This window comes from Wolbachia endosymbiont (group A) of Nomada flava (assembly GCF_964027055.1).
Lineage (GTDB): Bacteria > Pseudomonadota > Alphaproteobacteria > Rickettsiales > Anaplasmataceae > Wolbachia > Wolbachia pipientis.
Genome location: NZ_OZ034725.1, coordinates 1343082 through 1359960 on the forward strand (window position 1 = coordinate 1343082; position 16879 = coordinate 1359960).

Annotated in this window: 18 protein-coding genes and 1 pseudogene; 10 read left to right on the top strand and 9 right to left on the bottom strand. The window is 35.6% G+C overall.

The genetic code is table 11. The features are described 5' to 3' along the window. Positions 1-6 precede the first annotated feature (6 nt). A pseudogene (locus AAGD70_RS07035) lies at positions 7-1125 on the top strand (IS4 family transposase). A 9-nt stretch (positions 1126-1134) separates the two neighbouring features. On the opposite strand, the gene AAGD70_RS07040 reads toward AAGD70_RS07035, so the two are convergent. Beyond that, positions 1135-1344 carry a hypothetical protein gene (locus tag AAGD70_RS07040; RefSeq protein WP_015589377.1) on the bottom strand — a complete coding sequence of 70 codons (210 nt, stop codon included), beginning with the start codon at positions 1342-1344 and terminating at the stop codon, positions 1135-1137. 131 nt (positions 1345-1475) lie between these two features. Here AAGD70_RS07040 and der point away from each other — a divergent pair, with 131 nt between their 5' ends. The 5 genes from der (at position 1476) to AAGD70_RS07065 (ending at position 6000) form a co-directional block, all read left to right on the top strand. After that, positions 1476-2801, top strand: a complete 1326-nt coding sequence (der, locus tag AAGD70_RS07045) for a ribosome biogenesis GTPase Der (protein WP_065094846.1) — start codon at positions 1476-1478, stop codon at positions 2799-2801. Next, positions 2798-3319: a disulfide bond formation protein B gene (locus AAGD70_RS07050; RefSeq protein ID WP_065094847.1), complete on the top strand. Its 522-nt coding sequence runs from the start codon at positions 2798-2800 to the stop codon at positions 3317-3319. The genes der and AAGD70_RS07050 overlap by 4 nt, the downstream gene beginning before the upstream one ends. Next, the gene (locus tag AAGD70_RS07055; protein ID WP_006279362.1) at positions 3294-3836 is read left to right on the top strand and encodes a demethoxyubiquinone hydroxylase family protein; all 543 of its coding nucleotides are present in this window, start codon (positions 3294-3296) and stop codon (positions 3834-3836) included. Before AAGD70_RS07050 ends, AAGD70_RS07055 begins: the two co-directional genes overlap by 26 nt. A 580-nt stretch (positions 3837-4416) precedes the next feature. Next, entirely contained in the window at positions 4417-5397 is a 981-nt protein-coding gene (gene mraY / locus AAGD70_RS07060; RefSeq protein ID WP_065095369.1) for a phospho-N-acetylmuramoyl-pentapeptide-transferase, read from the top strand. Positions 5398-5403: 6 nt separating this feature from the next. After that, positions 5404-6000, top strand: a complete 597-nt coding sequence (locus tag AAGD70_RS07065) for a ribonuclease HII (protein ID WP_015589381.1) — start codon at positions 5404-5406, stop codon at positions 5998-6000. 14 nt (positions 6001-6014) lie between these two features. On the opposite strand, the gene virB9 is transcribed toward AAGD70_RS07065, so the two are convergent. The 3 genes from virB9 to AAGD70_RS07080 all read right to left on the bottom strand — a co-directional run bounded on the left by virB9 (position 6015) and on the right by AAGD70_RS07080 (position 7758). Continuing rightward, a complete protein-coding gene (gene virB9 / locus AAGD70_RS07070) occupies positions 6015-6800 on the bottom strand; it encodes a P-type conjugative transfer protein VirB9 (RefSeq protein WP_064125428.1) in 786 nt (261 codons plus the stop codon). A gap of 185 nt (positions 6801-6985) precedes the next feature. Further along, positions 6986-7441, bottom strand: coding sequence for an outer membrane lipid asymmetry maintenance protein MlaD (gene mlaD, locus AAGD70_RS07075; RefSeq protein WP_065095368.1), 456 nt, complete (start codon positions 7439-7441; stop codon positions 6986-6988). A 2-nt stretch (positions 7442-7443) separates the two neighbouring features. Beyond that, positions 7444-7758 (bottom strand): NADH-ubiquinone oxidoreductase subunit NDUFA12 family protein, encoded by a 315-nt coding sequence (locus tag AAGD70_RS07080; protein WP_007548590.1) that lies wholly within the window; start codon positions 7756-7758, stop codon positions 7444-7446. A gap of 64 nt (positions 7759-7822) precedes the next feature. Between AAGD70_RS07080 and AAGD70_RS07085 the strand changes: the two genes are divergently transcribed. Genes AAGD70_RS07085 through purF form a run of 3 tightly spaced genes read left to right on the top strand, consistent with a single transcriptional unit; the run spans position 7823 to position 11857 of the window. After that, positions 7823-9289 carry a proton-conducting transporter membrane subunit gene (locus AAGD70_RS07085; protein ID WP_065094850.1) on the top strand — a complete coding sequence of 489 codons (1467 nt, stop codon included), beginning with the start codon at positions 7823-7825 and terminating at the stop codon, positions 9287-9289. Positions 9290-9342: 53 nt separating this feature from the next. Next, a complete protein-coding gene (gene rodA, locus AAGD70_RS07090; RefSeq protein WP_065094851.1) occupies positions 9343-10446 on the top strand; it encodes a rod shape-determining protein RodA in 1104 nt (367 codons plus the stop codon). 25 nt (positions 10447-10471) lie between these two features. After that, complete coding sequence (gene purF / locus AAGD70_RS07095) at positions 10472-11857, top strand: amidophosphoribosyltransferase (protein ID WP_065095367.1); 1386 nt, start codon at positions 10472-10474, stop codon at positions 11855-11857. A gap of 19 nt (positions 11858-11876) precedes the next feature. Here the strand turns inward: purF and AAGD70_RS07100 are convergent, their stop codons facing one another. The 5 genes from AAGD70_RS07100 to tyrS all read right to left on the bottom strand — a co-directional run bounded on the left by AAGD70_RS07100 (position 11877) and on the right by tyrS (position 16673). Beyond that, positions 11877-12386 (bottom strand): DNA-3-methyladenine glycosylase, encoded by a 510-nt coding sequence (locus tag AAGD70_RS07100; RefSeq protein ID WP_065094853.1) that lies wholly within the window; start codon positions 12384-12386, stop codon positions 11877-11879. Between the two features lie 33 nt (positions 12387-12419). Continuing rightward, positions 12420-12608: a hypothetical protein gene (locus AAGD70_RS07105; protein WP_156518019.1), complete on the bottom strand. Its 189-nt coding sequence runs from the start codon at positions 12606-12608 to the stop codon at positions 12420-12422. A 168-nt stretch (positions 12609-12776) separates the two neighbouring features. Further along, complete coding sequence (gene ruvB / locus AAGD70_RS07110; protein ID WP_065094854.1) at positions 12777-13757, bottom strand: Holliday junction branch migration DNA helicase RuvB; 981 nt, start codon at positions 13755-13757, stop codon at positions 12777-12779. Continuing rightward, positions 13754-14326: a Holliday junction branch migration protein RuvA gene (gene ruvA, locus AAGD70_RS07115; RefSeq protein ID WP_065094855.1), complete on the bottom strand. Its 573-nt coding sequence runs from the start codon at positions 14324-14326 to the stop codon at positions 13754-13756. Before ruvA ends, ruvB begins: the two co-directional genes overlap by 4 nt. A gap of 1096 nt (positions 14327-15422) precedes the next feature. Continuing rightward, positions 15423-16673 carry a tyrosine--tRNA ligase gene (tyrS, locus tag AAGD70_RS07120; protein ID WP_065094891.1) on the bottom strand — a complete coding sequence of 417 codons (1251 nt, stop codon included), beginning with the start codon at positions 16671-16673 and terminating at the stop codon, positions 15423-15425. A 26-nt stretch (positions 16674-16699) separates the two neighbouring features. Between tyrS and AAGD70_RS07125 the strand changes: the two genes are divergently transcribed. Next, positions 16700-16849, top strand: coding sequence for a hypothetical protein (locus AAGD70_RS07125; protein ID WP_167347162.1), 150 nt, complete (start codon positions 16700-16702; stop codon positions 16847-16849). Positions 16850-16879: the final 30 nt, after the last annotated feature.

Here is a 16879-nt window from a genome sequence, read left to right on the forward strand (position 1 = left end):
TGAAATATGCAAAAAGGAAAAAACCTTATTCTACAAATTAAAAATATAATATACTCGAAAACTTTTCAGAAAATCCATTGTGTTGAGTTTTACACGAACAAGCTTTTTCGACAGTATTTTCTATGATTTTAAAGTTAGTTAAAAAAAGTTTGGGAATAGAATGTGAACTTATGGAGCCATTGACATGTACCCTCAAAGCAAGCTTTTTCTAAAGCAAGGTATAAGATTTGCCATACAGGCTTTCAAGAATTTAAGCATCCAAACAGCCTATCAGGATGAACCTGAGTTGGAGAGGCTATAGACTTATTGCAGCAGATGGTTCTGGTACCCAGCTCTGGGGAAATTGTATCCGAGTTTGAACCAAATGGAACAACAGGCACCATTGGCAATTTGTTTGTTGATTTGTGTACTTCGCTGATTTGTAGTGCTCGTCTTGCAGCTTGGAATATAGGTGAACAAACGTTGGCGGCAGAGCAATTACCCGAAGTTATCACTCAAATGCGTTTATTAAATCAAGAGAAATTATTATTTATCTATGATCGTCTTCAGTAAAATTCATTCAGCAGCATTATGATTTGGAAGTAGATTTTATTTTTCGCTTGCAAAAAAGAAATTATAGTAAGCTATGGGAACGCTGGCGAATTAGATTTTGATTTTATATTAGAAAATGAAAAGCTAAAAAATAAAATGAAAGGACAGAAAGTAAGAGTTATAGTGCTGACATTAGCCAACTGAGAAACAGAGCTTTTGACCGAGACTTTGGAGCAAAGCTGATGTGTTAAGGTGGCACATAGAGGAAACGACTCAAAGTAGGAGCAGAGTTAGAGAATTTTTCTGGAGAGGCTGTATACAAGAATTTTGGGCAAACTTGGTCATGTGCAATATATTATCGCTTCATATGTGTGATGCACAAGGGCCTTGGAACCCAGATCAAATTACTGAGTATCGTTTAAATTTTTCAGTTTTATTTGGTGTAATGAGGCAGAAACTCTATCAGGTACTTATTGCGCCAAAAAACTTTCAAGCCCTTTTTAAGTATACGCGCTAAAGTTAAAATCCGACCGGGACAGCCGCAATAAAGTAGATAAGCCTAAACGCCATCATGTCTTTAGGAGAGTTTGCTAATGAAAGTTCTTAAGTTGACGTCATTGACTGTTCCGATTCGTTATATGACATAAGAGCATCATATATTTCATGCAATGTATTTGAGATATTTTTTTCCATATGTTGATTAATATGCCCATATATTGTCGTCTCTTCCGAACACTCTGTATCTTTATGTATATGATTTTGTTGCTTTAATTCTTCTCTATCTACACTCTCTATTTGCTCTGACACTAGCATAACTACCCCATATTTTACATAACGAAATAAAAAAATTCTAACTGTAGTATGCTTATATAATCTACGAAGTCAATAGTTAAATTGAAAAGTTTCGGTTATAATTTACTTCATATAGAACATGCCCTTGAATTATGCTAAAAATCGCCATAGTAGGCCTACCAAATGCTGGAAAATCGACCCTATTCAACAGATTAGTGGGAAGAAAAGCAGCAGTAGTTAGTAATATTCCAGGAGTGACAAGGGATAGACGTGAGGGAATAGGGAGAATTAGCGATTTGGAGTTTAAAGTTATAGATACAGGAGGATGGAACGACCAAACTAATTTTTCACTACAAGTTATTGAACAAATCGAATTTTCTTTATCCAATTCAAACATAATTTTCTTTCTTGTTGATGCAAAAGTGCAAAATGAGCGAAATGAAGAGTTTGCAAAGTGGCTGAAGAGAAAAATAAATAAACCTGTAATACTAGTAGCAAATAAATGCGAGAGTCATAAATCCGAAAATGTTGATTATTTGCAGTTTTTTGATTTTCTTGGCCCGGTGTATATCTCTGCCGAGCATAATCTTGGCATGGTTGATCTTTATGATGCATTAGCTGGTGTTATTGAAAATTTTAACGAGAACACTGAGTTACCTAACAATGAACTGAGTAGGCTGAGGATCGCGATCATCGGCCGTCCGAATGTCGGAAAATCAACTTTTTTAAACAGCTTGCTTACAGAAAACAGAGTAATAGCGAATTCAGAGCCAGGCACAACACGTGATTCTGTAGATATTGTATATGATCATAATGGAGAGCTAATTACTCTTATTGATACTGCAGGAATTCGAAGAAAGGCTAATGTTACAGATGAATTAGAATCAAGATTTGTTGAGAAAAGCTTAGAATCAATCAAGCGCTCTCATGTGGTAGTTTTAATGCTAGACTCCCTGCTTGGTATTGAGCAACAGGATTTATCAATTGGTGAAGCTGCAATTAAGGGAGGGAAAGGGATTATTGTTGTTTTAAATAAGTGGGATTTAATAGGTAAGGATGACAGAAGTAAGTTAATAAAATTTGTCAAACAACAGGAAGTGACTCGGTTATTCTTGGAAGTGCCAACTATAACAGTTTCTGCGTTGAAAGGCATGCGCTGCGGTGATGTGATAGATAAGTGTCTTGAAGTGAGTGAATCCTTGAACAAGAAGATCAGCACTGCAAAACTGAATAAGTGGCTCATAGATGCTGTAGGAAAACATTCTCACCCTCTTGTAAAAGGCAAAGCAGTTAAAATGAAGTATATCGCTCAAATTGGTACTAAACCTCCAGCTTTTTCTTTGATATGTAACATACCTGAAAGTGTTGATGAAAGTTACAAACGCTATTTAATTAACGATCTCAGAAAAAATTTCTTTGCAGACGGTGTGCCAGTTAGATTGCTTTTGAAAAAAAATAAAAATCCCTATGTAAAATGAATACTCTGCTTTATACTTTCAGGGATAATTTACTTAAAGTTATGTGTAATAATTCCAGAATTCCTGCAATCTTTCTGCTGTCGAGTGCCGCTGCTCTAATTTTTGCATATGTGCTAGAATATTTTTTCAACATGCTGCCATGCAAGTTATGTACATACGAGCGAATAGTTTACTATATCGCCGGATTACTTGCAGTAGCGTGCATGCTTAAAGACAACAAAATTCTAATCTATGCAATGTTTTGCAGCTACCTCATAGGTGCAGTAATATCTTTTTATCATGTAGGTCTTGAACTCCACTTATTTCATGATGTTTTAGGTTGTACAGAGCAAGCAAGTGGTAACGTTAGTATAGAAGAGCTCAGAAATAATCTACTAAATCCTAATTACTCTCCATCTTGTGACAGACCTCATTACGTTCTAGGTGTTTCCTTAGCAACATGGAATCTAATTTATCTCATAGTAGCTCTGTTTGTATCAGGTAAGGTGTATTGTGGAGAAAGAAAGAAATCTAAATAATTTAAGGTACAGCAACAATCAGTTCTTGCAACAGGCAATTAGAGTAGATCACGCTGGAGAATATGGAGCTATTTGCATTTATTCTGGTCAAAAATTTATTCTTAAGAAATCTTCTATAATCAATGAAATAATTGAAATGGAAGAGCAGGAAAAAAAGCATTTTCACTATTTTAATGAGAAAATCAAAGAGCAAAAAGTTCGTCCTACTGTTTTGTTGCCTGTTTGGCGTGTTTTAGGAGTGTCGCTTGGCGTTGCAACTGCCATTATGGGCAAAAAAGCTGCTATGGCTTGCACTGCTGCAGTTGAAGAAGTTATCGGGGAGCACTACAAAGAGCAAGTTTCACATTTAGAAGATGGGGAATTAAGAGAAACTATAAGTAAATTTCGCGACGAGGAGTTAGAGCACAAAGATATTGCAATTCAGCACAATGCTGAAAGCGCATTTGGCTACAACATTTTATCATCATTCATAAAAACAGGCTGCAAAACTGCTATTTACTTGTCTAAGTTAATTTAACTAAGCAGCTTTCTTAAAGTGTTTTAAATGTTCTGATAACAACAGAAACCAGGAAGGAATTCAAGTGTAACAATTATTTTATAACTATATTTACATATCACCATTATTAATAAGTAATTAGTATTTGTAAATTAAATACATCTAAAGTATAGACTGCAAAGGAGGCAAAAGTGCGTTTTAATTTAGAAGAGGGAAATGCTCTTATGTAATACCTGCCACAGGTTCACAACTGTACGAACATTCATTTTTGAAGGTAAATTGCACAGCAAATGGTGTCATTCCAGTCTGGAATCCAGAAATTTTGCTTATAACTGAGCTGATAAGCTAAAGGTAATTGTCTTACACTAAAACAAACGTTTTTAATTAAGTTGCATAGAACCAGTGTCTGGGCACTGGGATGACACCCCACTGGTGGTCCAAACTACAACGTTCGTACAGTTGTGGATTCCAGACTGGGATGACACCCTACTGATGGGCCCAAATCACAATGTTCGTACAGTTGTGGGTCAGGCTATAGGATGACAGAAGTTGACTTTATTAGCTATAGGTGGTATGACACTTAGTCAATTTAAGTAAGCAGATGATCTTAGCTACAAAAGTATTTTTTACCTCATTTGTTTTTGGGTTTATTCTTTTTCCCTATTTTATAAAGCTTCTAAAAAAAATAAGCAAAGATGGGCAACCAATTAGATCATGTGGACCAGAAAGTCATTTCATAACAAAAAAGAATGTACCACCTATGGGCGGAATAATAATACTGATTTCTTCTTTATTACCAATTTTACTCTGGGCTCAGTTAACACCAGAAATTTTGCTGCTGATATTGATAACTCTATTTTTTGCTCTACTTGGATTTATTGATGATTATTTAAAATTGAAGACAAATCACTATCGAGGTTTAAGTGCAAAAACCAAAATACTTATTCAGTTTATTGTTGCTCTGGTTGGTGTGTTTATACTTAAGCTATACTCTGCTGAAGGTTTTACAAAAACGTCCCTATTTAAAGGAGTAATAATAGATTTTGGCTATCTATATGTTCCGTTTGCTGCGTTTGTAATTGTCGGCTCTTCTAATGCTGTGAATCTCACAGATGGTTTGGATGGCCTTGCTGCAACTCAAGTTATCACTTCCTTTGCTTTTTTGGGGCTAATTGCATATATAACTCAGGCAGATATGAATATTACTTTATTCTGCATTGCATTTATAGGAGCTATTCTAAGTTTCTTGTGGTTTAACACACATCCAGCAAAAATATTTATGGGTGATGTTGGTAGCTTGTCGGTAGGTGCGGCTTTAGGGTTAACTAGTGTCCTAATTAAAAGAGAAATGCTTTTTGCTATTATTGGAATAATCTTTGTAATAGAGACTCTATCTGTTATTATTCAGATATCATATTTTAAATATACAAAGTTTAAATATGGAGAAGGAAAAAGAGTTTTTCTTATGGCACCAATACATCATCACTTTGAGAAGAAGGGATGGTCAGAAAATGCAATCGTTATGAAATTTTGGATAATTTCTATTATCTGTTCAGTTTTTACTATAACTTTCTTATTATAAAAACCTATGAAATACCCAGACTTTACATTAGAAAATAAATTATCAGGAGTGATAGCAGGAGTGGATGAAGTTGGAAGAGGTCCGCTAGCTGGTCCAGTAATATCCGCAGCCGTAGTGTTTATTGATAGAAATACAATTATTGATGGAATCAACGACTCGAAAAAGTTGACTCCTCAATGTAGGCAAGTCCTATATGAAAAAATAATATCCGTTGCAAAATTTGGTATAGGAATGGCAAGCGTAGAAGAAATAAATTCATACAATATCTTGCAAGCAACAAAACTTTCAATGAAACGTGCGTTGATAGACTTGGACCTAGAGTTAGATTATGTGCTAGTTGATGGTAATCAACCACCTGAAGTGAAATGGCAAGTGAAATCCATAGTAAATGGTGATAATTTGAGTACATCAATTGCAGCAGCTTCAATCGTTGCAAAAGTTACGAGAGATCGGCTTATGCAAGAATTGCACAATAAGCATCCTGAATATAATTGGTATAAAAATAAAGGATATGGGACAAAAGAGCACCTTAACGCTATTGGCCTTTATGGAATTACAGAACATCATAGAAAAAACTTTGCACCCATATCTCGGGCATTATAGCCTTTAGATAGTAATCACTTACCTTTTTTGAAAGGCATATTTTCATTAAATAGGCAAACTGTACTCGATCCATTCCTTAAGGTAAACACTGAACTTACCCTTTCGATTATCAGATAGTTGTCAACTGTACGGAAATTTACTAAAGACTCATATCCTGCAGAATCAACCATAAAAACTGCCGGGAAATCAGAGTTTATTTTATTGAATTGTAGATATGTAAATTTTCCATCATCAAAAACCTTGATTGGTATTATTGACTGACTGCCTTTAACGTGCGAGATGGAATAATTAAAATTTAAACCCTTCTTTACAACTTCAATATCGTTTATATCAGGAATAATGGTATGACTAGCTTGTTCGAGGATATCACCGTTATTTGTTGTGTAAATCTCATCACTGCTAAATAGTGGATAAAGAAACCTTACTTCATATGCTAATCTTGGATCATCTAGTCCAGTTGCTTCTTCAGCATGAAGTTCAAAGTAATAAACTCTTTTATTGGTAATTATAGTTGCGTTGGTATCGGCAATATCATCTATAGGCTTAATAAACAATCTGTTACCTTGAGGAAGGAGTTGCCAACCAGTTGAATCACCCATTGAAAGGTTTTGTATTACCTCCCCTGGTTCAAACAATATACTGGACTGATAACCATAAAAACCCGTATACTTATGTATAGCCTGTGGGTTATAATTTATTACCTTTATGTGATTATCTCCAGCTATTGAACGTGGCTCCTGTTTTGCAAGTGCATCACTACCACAGAGGAACAATAGTACGGCAAACAGTAAACCAATCATAATATCAAAATGAATTAATCTTCATTTTATCATTAATAGACATGCACTGCAACTGTTAAGGCACTTTCTATACTATAAACCCCAAAGCAAGCGGTAGAAAAGGCAAGAAATAAGGCAAACTCCTTAAATACTTTAGAACTACAGGAGGCTTTACCTGAACGGATATACTTGGAATCCTGCCATTTTCACTTTGTAAACATACCAAGAATTCTGTCCATTATTCCACCCATATTTGCTTCAGCTTGAGTATACTCTATTTTGCCACCATGCAAGAGTAGTTTAATATCTGATCCAGGTGATATATTAACAAATTTACTGCCAACAACTCCACTGCTAGTGATCAGAGCTGAACTATCAATTGGCAATTTTATGTCTTTGCTTATACACATATCGATTCGTGCTACGTAGGTAGCTTTGTCAAGTGATACACCAGTTATGCTTCCAATATCTACACCAGAGATCTTGACACTATCACCAACTCCTATACCGTTAGCGTTAGCAAAAAGACCATATATTTTATAGCAGTCCTTATAGTTTTTCTTTATGTAAGATAGCTTATCAATAGCAAAGAAAATCAGAAAAATAGTAAAAATTAATACAAATAATCCAGCGGTTATTTCAAGTATATTTGACCTTCGCATCTTTAGTTATCAGGACTCCAGCTTTTATAGTAATTTTTCACTTTTTGGTTTGGATAGTATGCATCTTTTGTACCCGTTAAATTAGGAGTATGTTTTACTTTTCTTTTTTTATTATTAACTGGTACTACATTATCAGTATAGTGAAGCCATATATGCCATTCCGGAGGCACTGTTGTAGGCTCAGAAACACTGCTATACATAACCCACCTTTTTCCTTTACTTGATTCATAGTAAGAATTTCCATTTTCATCTCTTCCTACAAATTTATCTTCTCTTCGTAATAGGCGTTTTATTGCATTACAAATTTTAGATAACATAAGGGTATTAAAACAAAAAGTATTATATATACTAATACTTTAACGATATATTAACAACAATTTAATGCAATTACCAATCTTACAAGTTATTATCCCAATAATTGCATCAATGTTTTGCTTTCTTGCCAAGAAACACAAGGTATCTTGGTTTATTTCTTTTATTGCAACAACAATCACTCTTATCATTTCATCAATACTACTCATTAAAACATATAAAGGTGAAATTATAACTTATCACCTTGGAAATTGGGCTCCTCCGTATGGAATAGAGTTAAGAATCGACGTGTTAAATTCCTTAATTCTAACCCTAGTGAATTTTATAGCGCTGATTAGTGTGCTTTATAGCTTTTATATTAACGAAAAAGAGATTAGCAAAAACAAAATCACTGGTTTTTACTCTCTATTTCTACTGTGCTTAAGCGGACTGCTCGGGATTCTAGTAACAAACGACATATTTAACCTTTACGTTTTCTTGGAAATTTCATCTCTTTCTTCTTATGTATTAGTTTCAATGGGAAGGGATAAAAAAGCCTTGGTTGCAGCATTTGAATATCTAATTAGTGGAACAATAGGTGCAACATTTTATTTATTTGGCATCGGGCTCTTGTATTCAATGACTGGAACGCTCAATATGTCTGACATGGCTGAAAGAATAGTTCCATTATACGATAACAACATCATAAAACTTGGCACGTTGTTCATTTTTGTTGGTCTCTCAATCAAAATGGCACTGTTTCCATTAAGCAGGTGGCTGGTTAATGCATATAGTGAGGCGCCAAGTTTCATTAGCATATTCTTTTCAGGCACAGTGACAAAAGTGATGATATATGTTTTCATCAGAATCTTTTATACTGTTTTTCATCAAAATTTTTTCTTGTTTAAGCCGCTACTGGACAATGTGATAATTATCCTCGCACTTTGCGCTATTGTATTTGGGTCGATATTTGCAATAACCGCAAAAGACATAAAAAGACTGCTTGCTCACTCTAGTATTAGCCAAATTGGTTATATAATTTTAGCACTGAGTTTTAACTCAAAAACAGGTGTATTTGCAGCAATTCTTCACATAGTAAACCACAGCATAATAAAAACATCTTTATTTATGGCTGCAGGATGTATTTCTTACAAATTTGATACAACAAAAATAGAGAATTTATCGGGACTCAAGAAATCAATGCCTTATACAGCACTTGCGTTCACTCTACTCAGTTTAGCATTAATCGGTGTGCCTTTAACAAATGGCTTTGTAAGCAAGTGGTATATAATGAAAGCAATTATCGAATCTCGCGCGTGGATTTCCCTGATAGCTTTTGCTGCCGGTTCTTTTCTTGCACTAATATACATGTGGAAGATGGTAGAGAAAATGTATTTTGAAAATGATGCAACGTCACGCACTAGAATGACACTAGGCAAAATTAATGATGTGCCATTTCCTATGCTTTTCTGTCTATTGTTTATGGCAGCTTTAACAGTAGTAACTGGAATATATAGCACTCCAATTCGGTTAGTAGTTGAGAAGTTGGTTTTTTGATTTTTATCTTTGTTTCATATTTTACTGTACTTTAAGGTTATAAGGTCTTTATTGTGGGTAGGCTGAAGAAGATTCATTGGTTATTAGTCATTAACGTGATAGCGCTGTTTTGCGTTGGCATTGTTGTTCAATACTCTTCTGCTGGAGGAAAGTGGGTGCCATTTGCGATTCACCAACTGGTCATATTTTCCTTCTTTTTCCTACTCGCTATAGCTATGTCATTCATAGAGCTAGATTTTTATTTGAAGTACGCCTACTTTTTTTATACAGCAGCAGCGATTTCACTATTAGCAGTAAATTTTTTTGGCTCACACATAATGGGTGCAACAAGGTGGATAAGAATTGGATCAATTAGTTTGCAACCATCAGAATTTGCAAAAGTAGGCTTAATACTTGCGCTTGCTCGCTATTTTGATAAGCAGAGTATGTATAAAATGATGGAATTTAAAAGATTGCTTAAGGCACTTATAATTATTTTCTTACCCGTGTTCTTGGTGTTAAAGCAACCTAATTTAGGCACAGCTATGATAATGTTATTTATAGGGATGTCAATTATATTCACAGCAATAATAAAAAGATCTCATTCGATAATATGTGGAACGCTTGGCATTTTTGCAGTACCAGCTATTTGGCCTTTTTTACGTCCTTATCACAAGCAAAGGATATTGTCATTTTTGGATTCATCAGTGGATCCACTTGGAATAGGTTATAATGCGCAGCAATCTCAAATAGCTATTGGTTCAGGAGGTTTGCTTGGTAGGGGCTTTGTTAACGGAAGTCAAACTCAACTTGGATTTTTGCCGGAGAAACGTACAGATTTTGCTTTTGCAGTGCTGAGTGAGGAATGGGGATTTTTAGGTAGCATGGCTTTAATTTTACTCTATACTACATTGCTTGCTATAATGCTCTCTATTGCTTATAGGTCAAAAAATTATTTTTCTAAGTCGGTATCTATCGGCATTTTTGCCTTTTTTAGTGCTCATTTCTTTATAAACATCGGAATGACAATGGGCCTCTTACCTGTAATAGGCGACCCATTGCCATTTCTGTCCTATGGAGGAAGTACAACTGCTGCAAGCTTAATATGTATAGGGCTATTGCTAGCAATAAAAGCAGATGAACAACAAAATGCTTGTATTTTACCTATGCTAAAGTAAAATTAAACTTTACTTAATAGTTTTTATGCTAGATGAAATGCGTGAGGAGTGTGGGGTATTTGGCATAAGTTGCAACCAAAGTGCTGCTTTTAACTCTATACTTGCTCTCCACGCTTTGCAGCATAGAGGTCAAGAGTCTTTTGGTGTAGTAACCAGTAACAACGATAAGCTGCACTCTTATCACTTTCAAGGTCAAGTGAGCAGCGTATTTGATGATATAGATGAAATAAAGAAATCCTTACCTGGAGATTGTGCAATAGGTCACGTTCGATACTCAACAAGTGGTAATAAGTTTGGAGTGCAGCCCATGCTTGGCAAAAGTGGCAAATTTGGGGATTTTGCCATAGCACATAATGGTAATTTAATTAATATTTCTCCAATACGCGAACAATTAATTAAACAAGAGTGCGTTTTTCAGTCAGATATTGATACAGAAGTAGTAGTGCATCTGACAGCAAGCGGTGAAAAAGATAGCTTCTTAGAGAGTTTTATATATGCATTAAAGCAAATACAAGGTGCTTATTCTTTTGTGGCAATCAATCAAGAAGTAGTTATTGGAGTACGTGATCCGTCTGGAATCAGGCCTCTTGTTTTAGGGAAGTTAAACGGTTCTTATGTTCTTACATCTGAAACTTGTGCTCTTGATATAGTAAATGCAGAGTTTGTTAGAGAAATAGAACCAGGTGAGTTAGTCACCATTGATCGAAATGGTAATCTAGCTTCAGCATTTCCTTTCCCACAGCAAAAATCAAGTTTTTGTATTTTTGAATACGTTTATTTTTCAAGACCAGACAGCATAATGGAGAATAGGTCCATATATGATATAAGAAAAGAAATAGGAAGAATACTTGCAGAAGAGAGCCCACCAAAAAACAATATGGATATGGTTGTACCAATACCTGATTCTGGAATACCTGCAGCTATTGGATATGCAAAGCATTCAGGGTTACCTATGGAACTGGGAATAATTCGTAATCATTACATAGGAAGAACTTTTATACAACCAACCGCTGAAGTACGTAAAGTTAGAATAAAATTAAAATTCAATGCTAATAAGCACATTTTGAAAGGTAAAAACATAATTTTAATAGATGATAGTATAGTGCGTGGTAGTACGTTAACAAATATAATAGTTATGTTAAAGGATGCAGGAGTAAAAGAGATTCACCTCAAAATTTCAAGCCCACCAATTAAGCATTCTTGTTTTTATGGAATAGATACGCCAGAGTGCAAAGATTTAATTGCTGCAAATAAATCTGTAGAGGAAATTAAGGAAGTTATAGGAGTAGATAGCCTAGCCTTCTTGAGTATTGATGGACTATATCAGGCTGTTAAAGCAGAAAAGCGTAACAATGCTACACCACAATATTGTGATGCTTGTTTCACTGGTGATTATCCGATTGGCAAATAGTCTACGCAAGGTCTTAAGTTTAGAAAATCTTAAACCGCCAAAATTTCTCTTGGCCTTTACTAATTCCGATTCTCGGGGTGCAAATATAATCTGGTTTGAGGTAAGATTCATAAACACAAAATTCGTGGCTTATAGTAAGGTCCTGTTTGTTATGTTCTTTTGTAATATTTAATCTTTTACACAATATTCCTGGCCCACCTAAATTTGCCTCAAGCGGTTCAATGAGCTTTAATCCCCGTATTAACACTGCTGCTGGGAACCCTTCTGCTTCTGTTACAATATTTAAACAGTAATACATTCCATATATAAAGTACACATATGAAAACCCCGGCATACCAAACATTACTGAGGTTCGGTTAGTATAACCCTTAGCTGCATGACAAGCTGGGTCACTCATTCCTATATAGGCTTCAACTTCGGTTATTATTCCACTAAAGTTAGAAAATTTGAGGACTTTTCCCAATAACTCTCCAGCTACAGTTAAGGTCGGCCGCTCGTAGAAATTTCTTGGTAGTATTGTGCTACCCATTTTTTATTTTTGTTCTGAGGTTCTATATAGAATTCAGTTTAAGAATTTCTGGATCCCAGTGTCAAGCACTGGGATGACAAGAAGGGTAGCTACTTGAATGACAAGAAAATGGTACTGGCATAATAAGAAAGAAACACTGAGATGGTGAAAGAGAGAATATACGCGAGCAGCACCCATAGGGTAGCGCGTGACGCTGGAATCCAGTTTTTTCCTATTACCCAAACCGTAGCTTAATTAGTTAGAATAGCATAACTAGCGAGTACGAAATGGAGAAGTTTTAATTTGAATTACAGTTTCAGTACTATTTAACATATATGCCTCCATTATTATTAACACACAAATGTCAACATACGAGCATTATCTCAATTAGCCAATATTTAATTATGGTGTTTAATATTGGAAGCTCAAATACTCCCTTGCTTGGTCGGTTAGAACGCGTCCTCTTGGTGTGCGCTTTACAAAACTAATTTTGATTAAATAAGGTTCCACTGTTTCTTCGATATTGCCGGCATCTTCAGATAGCGCAATAGATATAGTGTCAATTCCAACAGGTCCTGAGGTGTTGAATAAAAATCTTAGATAATGCACATCAAGTTTATTGAGTCCCATTTTATCTACACCCAATTTTAGCAATACAGAATCAGCGACTTCATAAGTGATTTTTTTATCATCTTTCACTTCAACAAAATCCCTTATCCTTCTGAGTAACCTCAAAGCAATTCTTGGAGTACCGCGCGCACGGCAGGCAATTTCCCGTGCAGCACCCTCTTCAATTTCAGCAGAAAGAACTCTTGCGCCTCTTTTTATAATATCGACTAGCTCCTCAAAAGAATAAAACTCAAGATGCAAAGGAATGCCAAAACGATCTCTGAGTGGCGCAGAAAGTAATCCAAGCCGTGTAGTTGCTCCAATTAGCGTAAATGGTGGTAGATCTATCCTTAAAGTGCGAGTAGATGGACCTTCACCTACTAATATGTCCAAGCAAAAATCTTCCATAGCAGTATATAAAACTTCTTCGATGCTGCGATTTAATCTATGGATTTCGTCGATAAATAGAACATCTTTTGCATTTAAAGTGGTAAGCACTGCAGCCAAGTCCCCAGCTTTACTAAGTAAAGGACCAGAAGTTGCGCGAAAGCTAACTCTTAATTCTTTAGAAACAATTTGTGCTAAAGTTGTTTTGCCAAGCCCTGGAGGACCGTACAATAAGACGTGATCTAAGGCTTCAGTTCTCGTCTGTGCAGCGTTTATAAACACTTTTAAATTTTGTATTAAGTCTTTTTGCCCGACAAAATCATCAAGTTGCTCAGGCCTGATGTTGATATTGCGCACATCTTCAGTATATTCTTTATCGCACGATATTGATTTCATAGTGTTTTAAGCGCCATGCGAATAATATCCTTAGTGTCCAGGTTTGACGATTTGTCTTGTATTTTTTTTATCGTATCATAAGCTTTCATTTTTTCATACCCAAGATTGATCAATGCTGAAAGTGCATCTTCATTGATTGGATGAAAATTATTGTTATTTATTTCTAGTTTACTCACTTTGCCACTTAATTCAGTGATGATTCGATTTATGAGTTTCAGGCCAAGTCCACTCATCTTGAGTGTTACTTTATCTTCATTCATAATTGCCAAAAATAGCTGTTCTGGAGTTAATTTACTCAAAATTGACATTGCAGTTTTATAGCTAACACCGCTTACTTTAACTAGCAACCTCAAGCACTGTTGTTCTTCTTTGCTTATAAAACCATATAGCTGAGTAGTGTTTTCTCTGTTATTTGCATAGGTTTCGATAAGTAATTTGATTCTACTTCCGATGGAACATGCATTTAGAGTTTTGGCTGAAAGATACACCATATAGCCAACATCATTTACATTCAGGATTATGTGATCACCACGCACTTCATCAACTATTCCGCTTAGATTTCCTATCATTTTTAGTACTATGTAGGGTTCAGTTTAAATACTCCTGGATCTTAGGTCAAGTAAACGAACATTATAACAGGGAAACGTGGCTAAAAAACCACTTGACAAACTCCGCCAGCGCCCTTATCATGGTGGTGAAGCTATTTATTTATCTTCGCAATCTGTGCAGGTTAATGACAAAAAACTTAGGGTATTTGGCGTCTCATGTTTAATTTTTCGCACTACGTGCATCGCATGTCTTTAAAAATTTTTAGGTTTTTACCTATATAAGCCGAAACGCGCTTACAAAGCGTTTAAGACAGCAAAAAACGTCAAATTGACAAGGGAGAATTTGAATGCTAGCTACTACGGGGTTTCTTTGCCTTTTTTCCTGCTTAGTAAATTTCTTAAACACTTGCGGTGTAGGTTAGTTGCAAGTTAAAAGCAGCTAAATCGCTCTTAATCAAGCGTTTTAGAATAAAAAAAACGCCGATATTTTAGTACATAGTAAATAGCCAACCACCATGGGGCTTCTTTTGCCTTTTTTTTTATTTGGTAAATTTCTTAAATATTTATGGCTAAAGTAACTTAGGTTCACCGACAATCGTCATCCCGCTAAGTGTTAGCGGGATCTATTGCCGAGATACCGCGAATGAATCGCGGTATGACGGTCTGCGGCGGCATGACGATAAGGTTTATACCTTGTCATCCCAGTGCCCAGACACTGGGATCCAGCCTTTTCATAATCATCAAAACGTTGTATTTTAACATAAAACGGCTACTTTTATACTTACCAACTTAATAAAATTCCTGGATCCCAGTGTCAAGCACTGGGATGACAAGAAGAGGGTACTTGGATAAGAGGCATTGCCCTCCTGGTAGGCCCAAATTGCAATGCCCGTACAGTTATGGATTCATTCGCGGTATAGATTCCGCTAACGAGTAGCGGAATGACGAATTTGTTGTTTTTCAAATTGTAGGTAAACCTAAGCCACTTTAGCTATATATAATAGAATTTCGCTTTCTACTACCTTTCCAGTTGTTTTATACATAATTCTCGAATTTTGAAAATTTGCTCCATATCTAATTTCTCACTTGTATAAAATTTGTTTTCTTACTTCGAGATCTAATCTACCATAACTTTAATATGGCGTTTCTTTCCTGCAGATAATTTTATGAATGATTGATCTTTAAAGCTCTCAGGATTTATTATGTAGTTAATGTCATTTATAATATTATCATTAACTTTGCACCCATTGCCCTGTATTAAACGCTTTGCAGCGCCTTTTGAAGGTTCAAAACCGGTGTCATGTAGTAGGTCTACTAAGGATATGCCGCTTGCAACTTGTTCTTTTTTTATAATGTAATCAGGAAGTAGTGAGCTATCCTCATTCTCAAAAGCAGAGACTGCAGCAGATTGTGCAAGTTCTGCTTCTTTGTCACCGTGACATATTTTTGTCACTTCTGTTGCCAAAACTTTTTTTGCTTCATTTATTTCCTGATCTTTTAAGGATTCTAACTTTTTGATCTCATCAATTGACAAATCAGTGAACAATCTCAAGAAACGTCCGACGTCTTGATCATCAACATTGCGAAAATATTGCCAATAATCGTAAGGTTTTAGCATATTGCCATCGAGCCATATCGCTCCACTTTCAGTTTTGCCCATTTTTTTTCCTTGTGCATTTAATAAAAGAGGCGTGGTAAGGCCAAACAGCTCAGGCAAGTTTAATTTTTTTCCCAGTTCAATCCCATTTACTATATTTCCCCACTGGTCTGATCCCCCTACCTGCAAACGACAGTCATACTTTTTGTTTAATTCAGTAAAATCGTAAGCCTGCAATAACATGTAATTAAATTCTAAGAAGCTTAAGGTTTGCTCTCTATCTAGCCTAGTTTTCACACTATCAAAACTTAGCATGCGATTTACCGAAAAATGCGCTCCTATGTCACGCAAAAAATCTATGTATTTTATGTTATCTAACCAATCTGCATTATTTACTATAACTGCACCAGTCTTTCTATCATCAAAAGATATCATTTTCTCCAATGTTTTCTTTATACTAGATATATTTTCGCTAATATCCTTGATAGATAAGAAGCTTCTTGCTTTATCCTTACCGGATGGGTCACCAATTTTTGTTGTGCCACCTCCAAGTAAGACTATCGGCTTGTAACCAAATTTTTGCAGGTGACGGAACATCATAATATGCATTAGGTGACCAATATGAAGACTTGGTGCTGTGCAATCAAACCCAATGTATGCGACTATATAATTGCTCTGCAATAATAACTGATCTAGTCCTTCAATGTTTGTGCATTGGTATAGGTACCCTCTTTCTTGGATAAAATTTAAAAACTCGGACTTGTGTTTCATAATCTTTTTAGTATGTTATTTTATATGTGAACATTGTCATTGAAGATATCGATGATGATGTCATTCCAGCGCGTGACGCTGGAATCCAGTTTTTCATGCAATTTCATCAAAAACGTTGTATAGTGTGCTCGTTTATAATTAAGTTTTCTGGATCCCAGTGTCAAGCACTGGGATGACACCTTTTCTTGGGGAGCTATCCTAAAGGT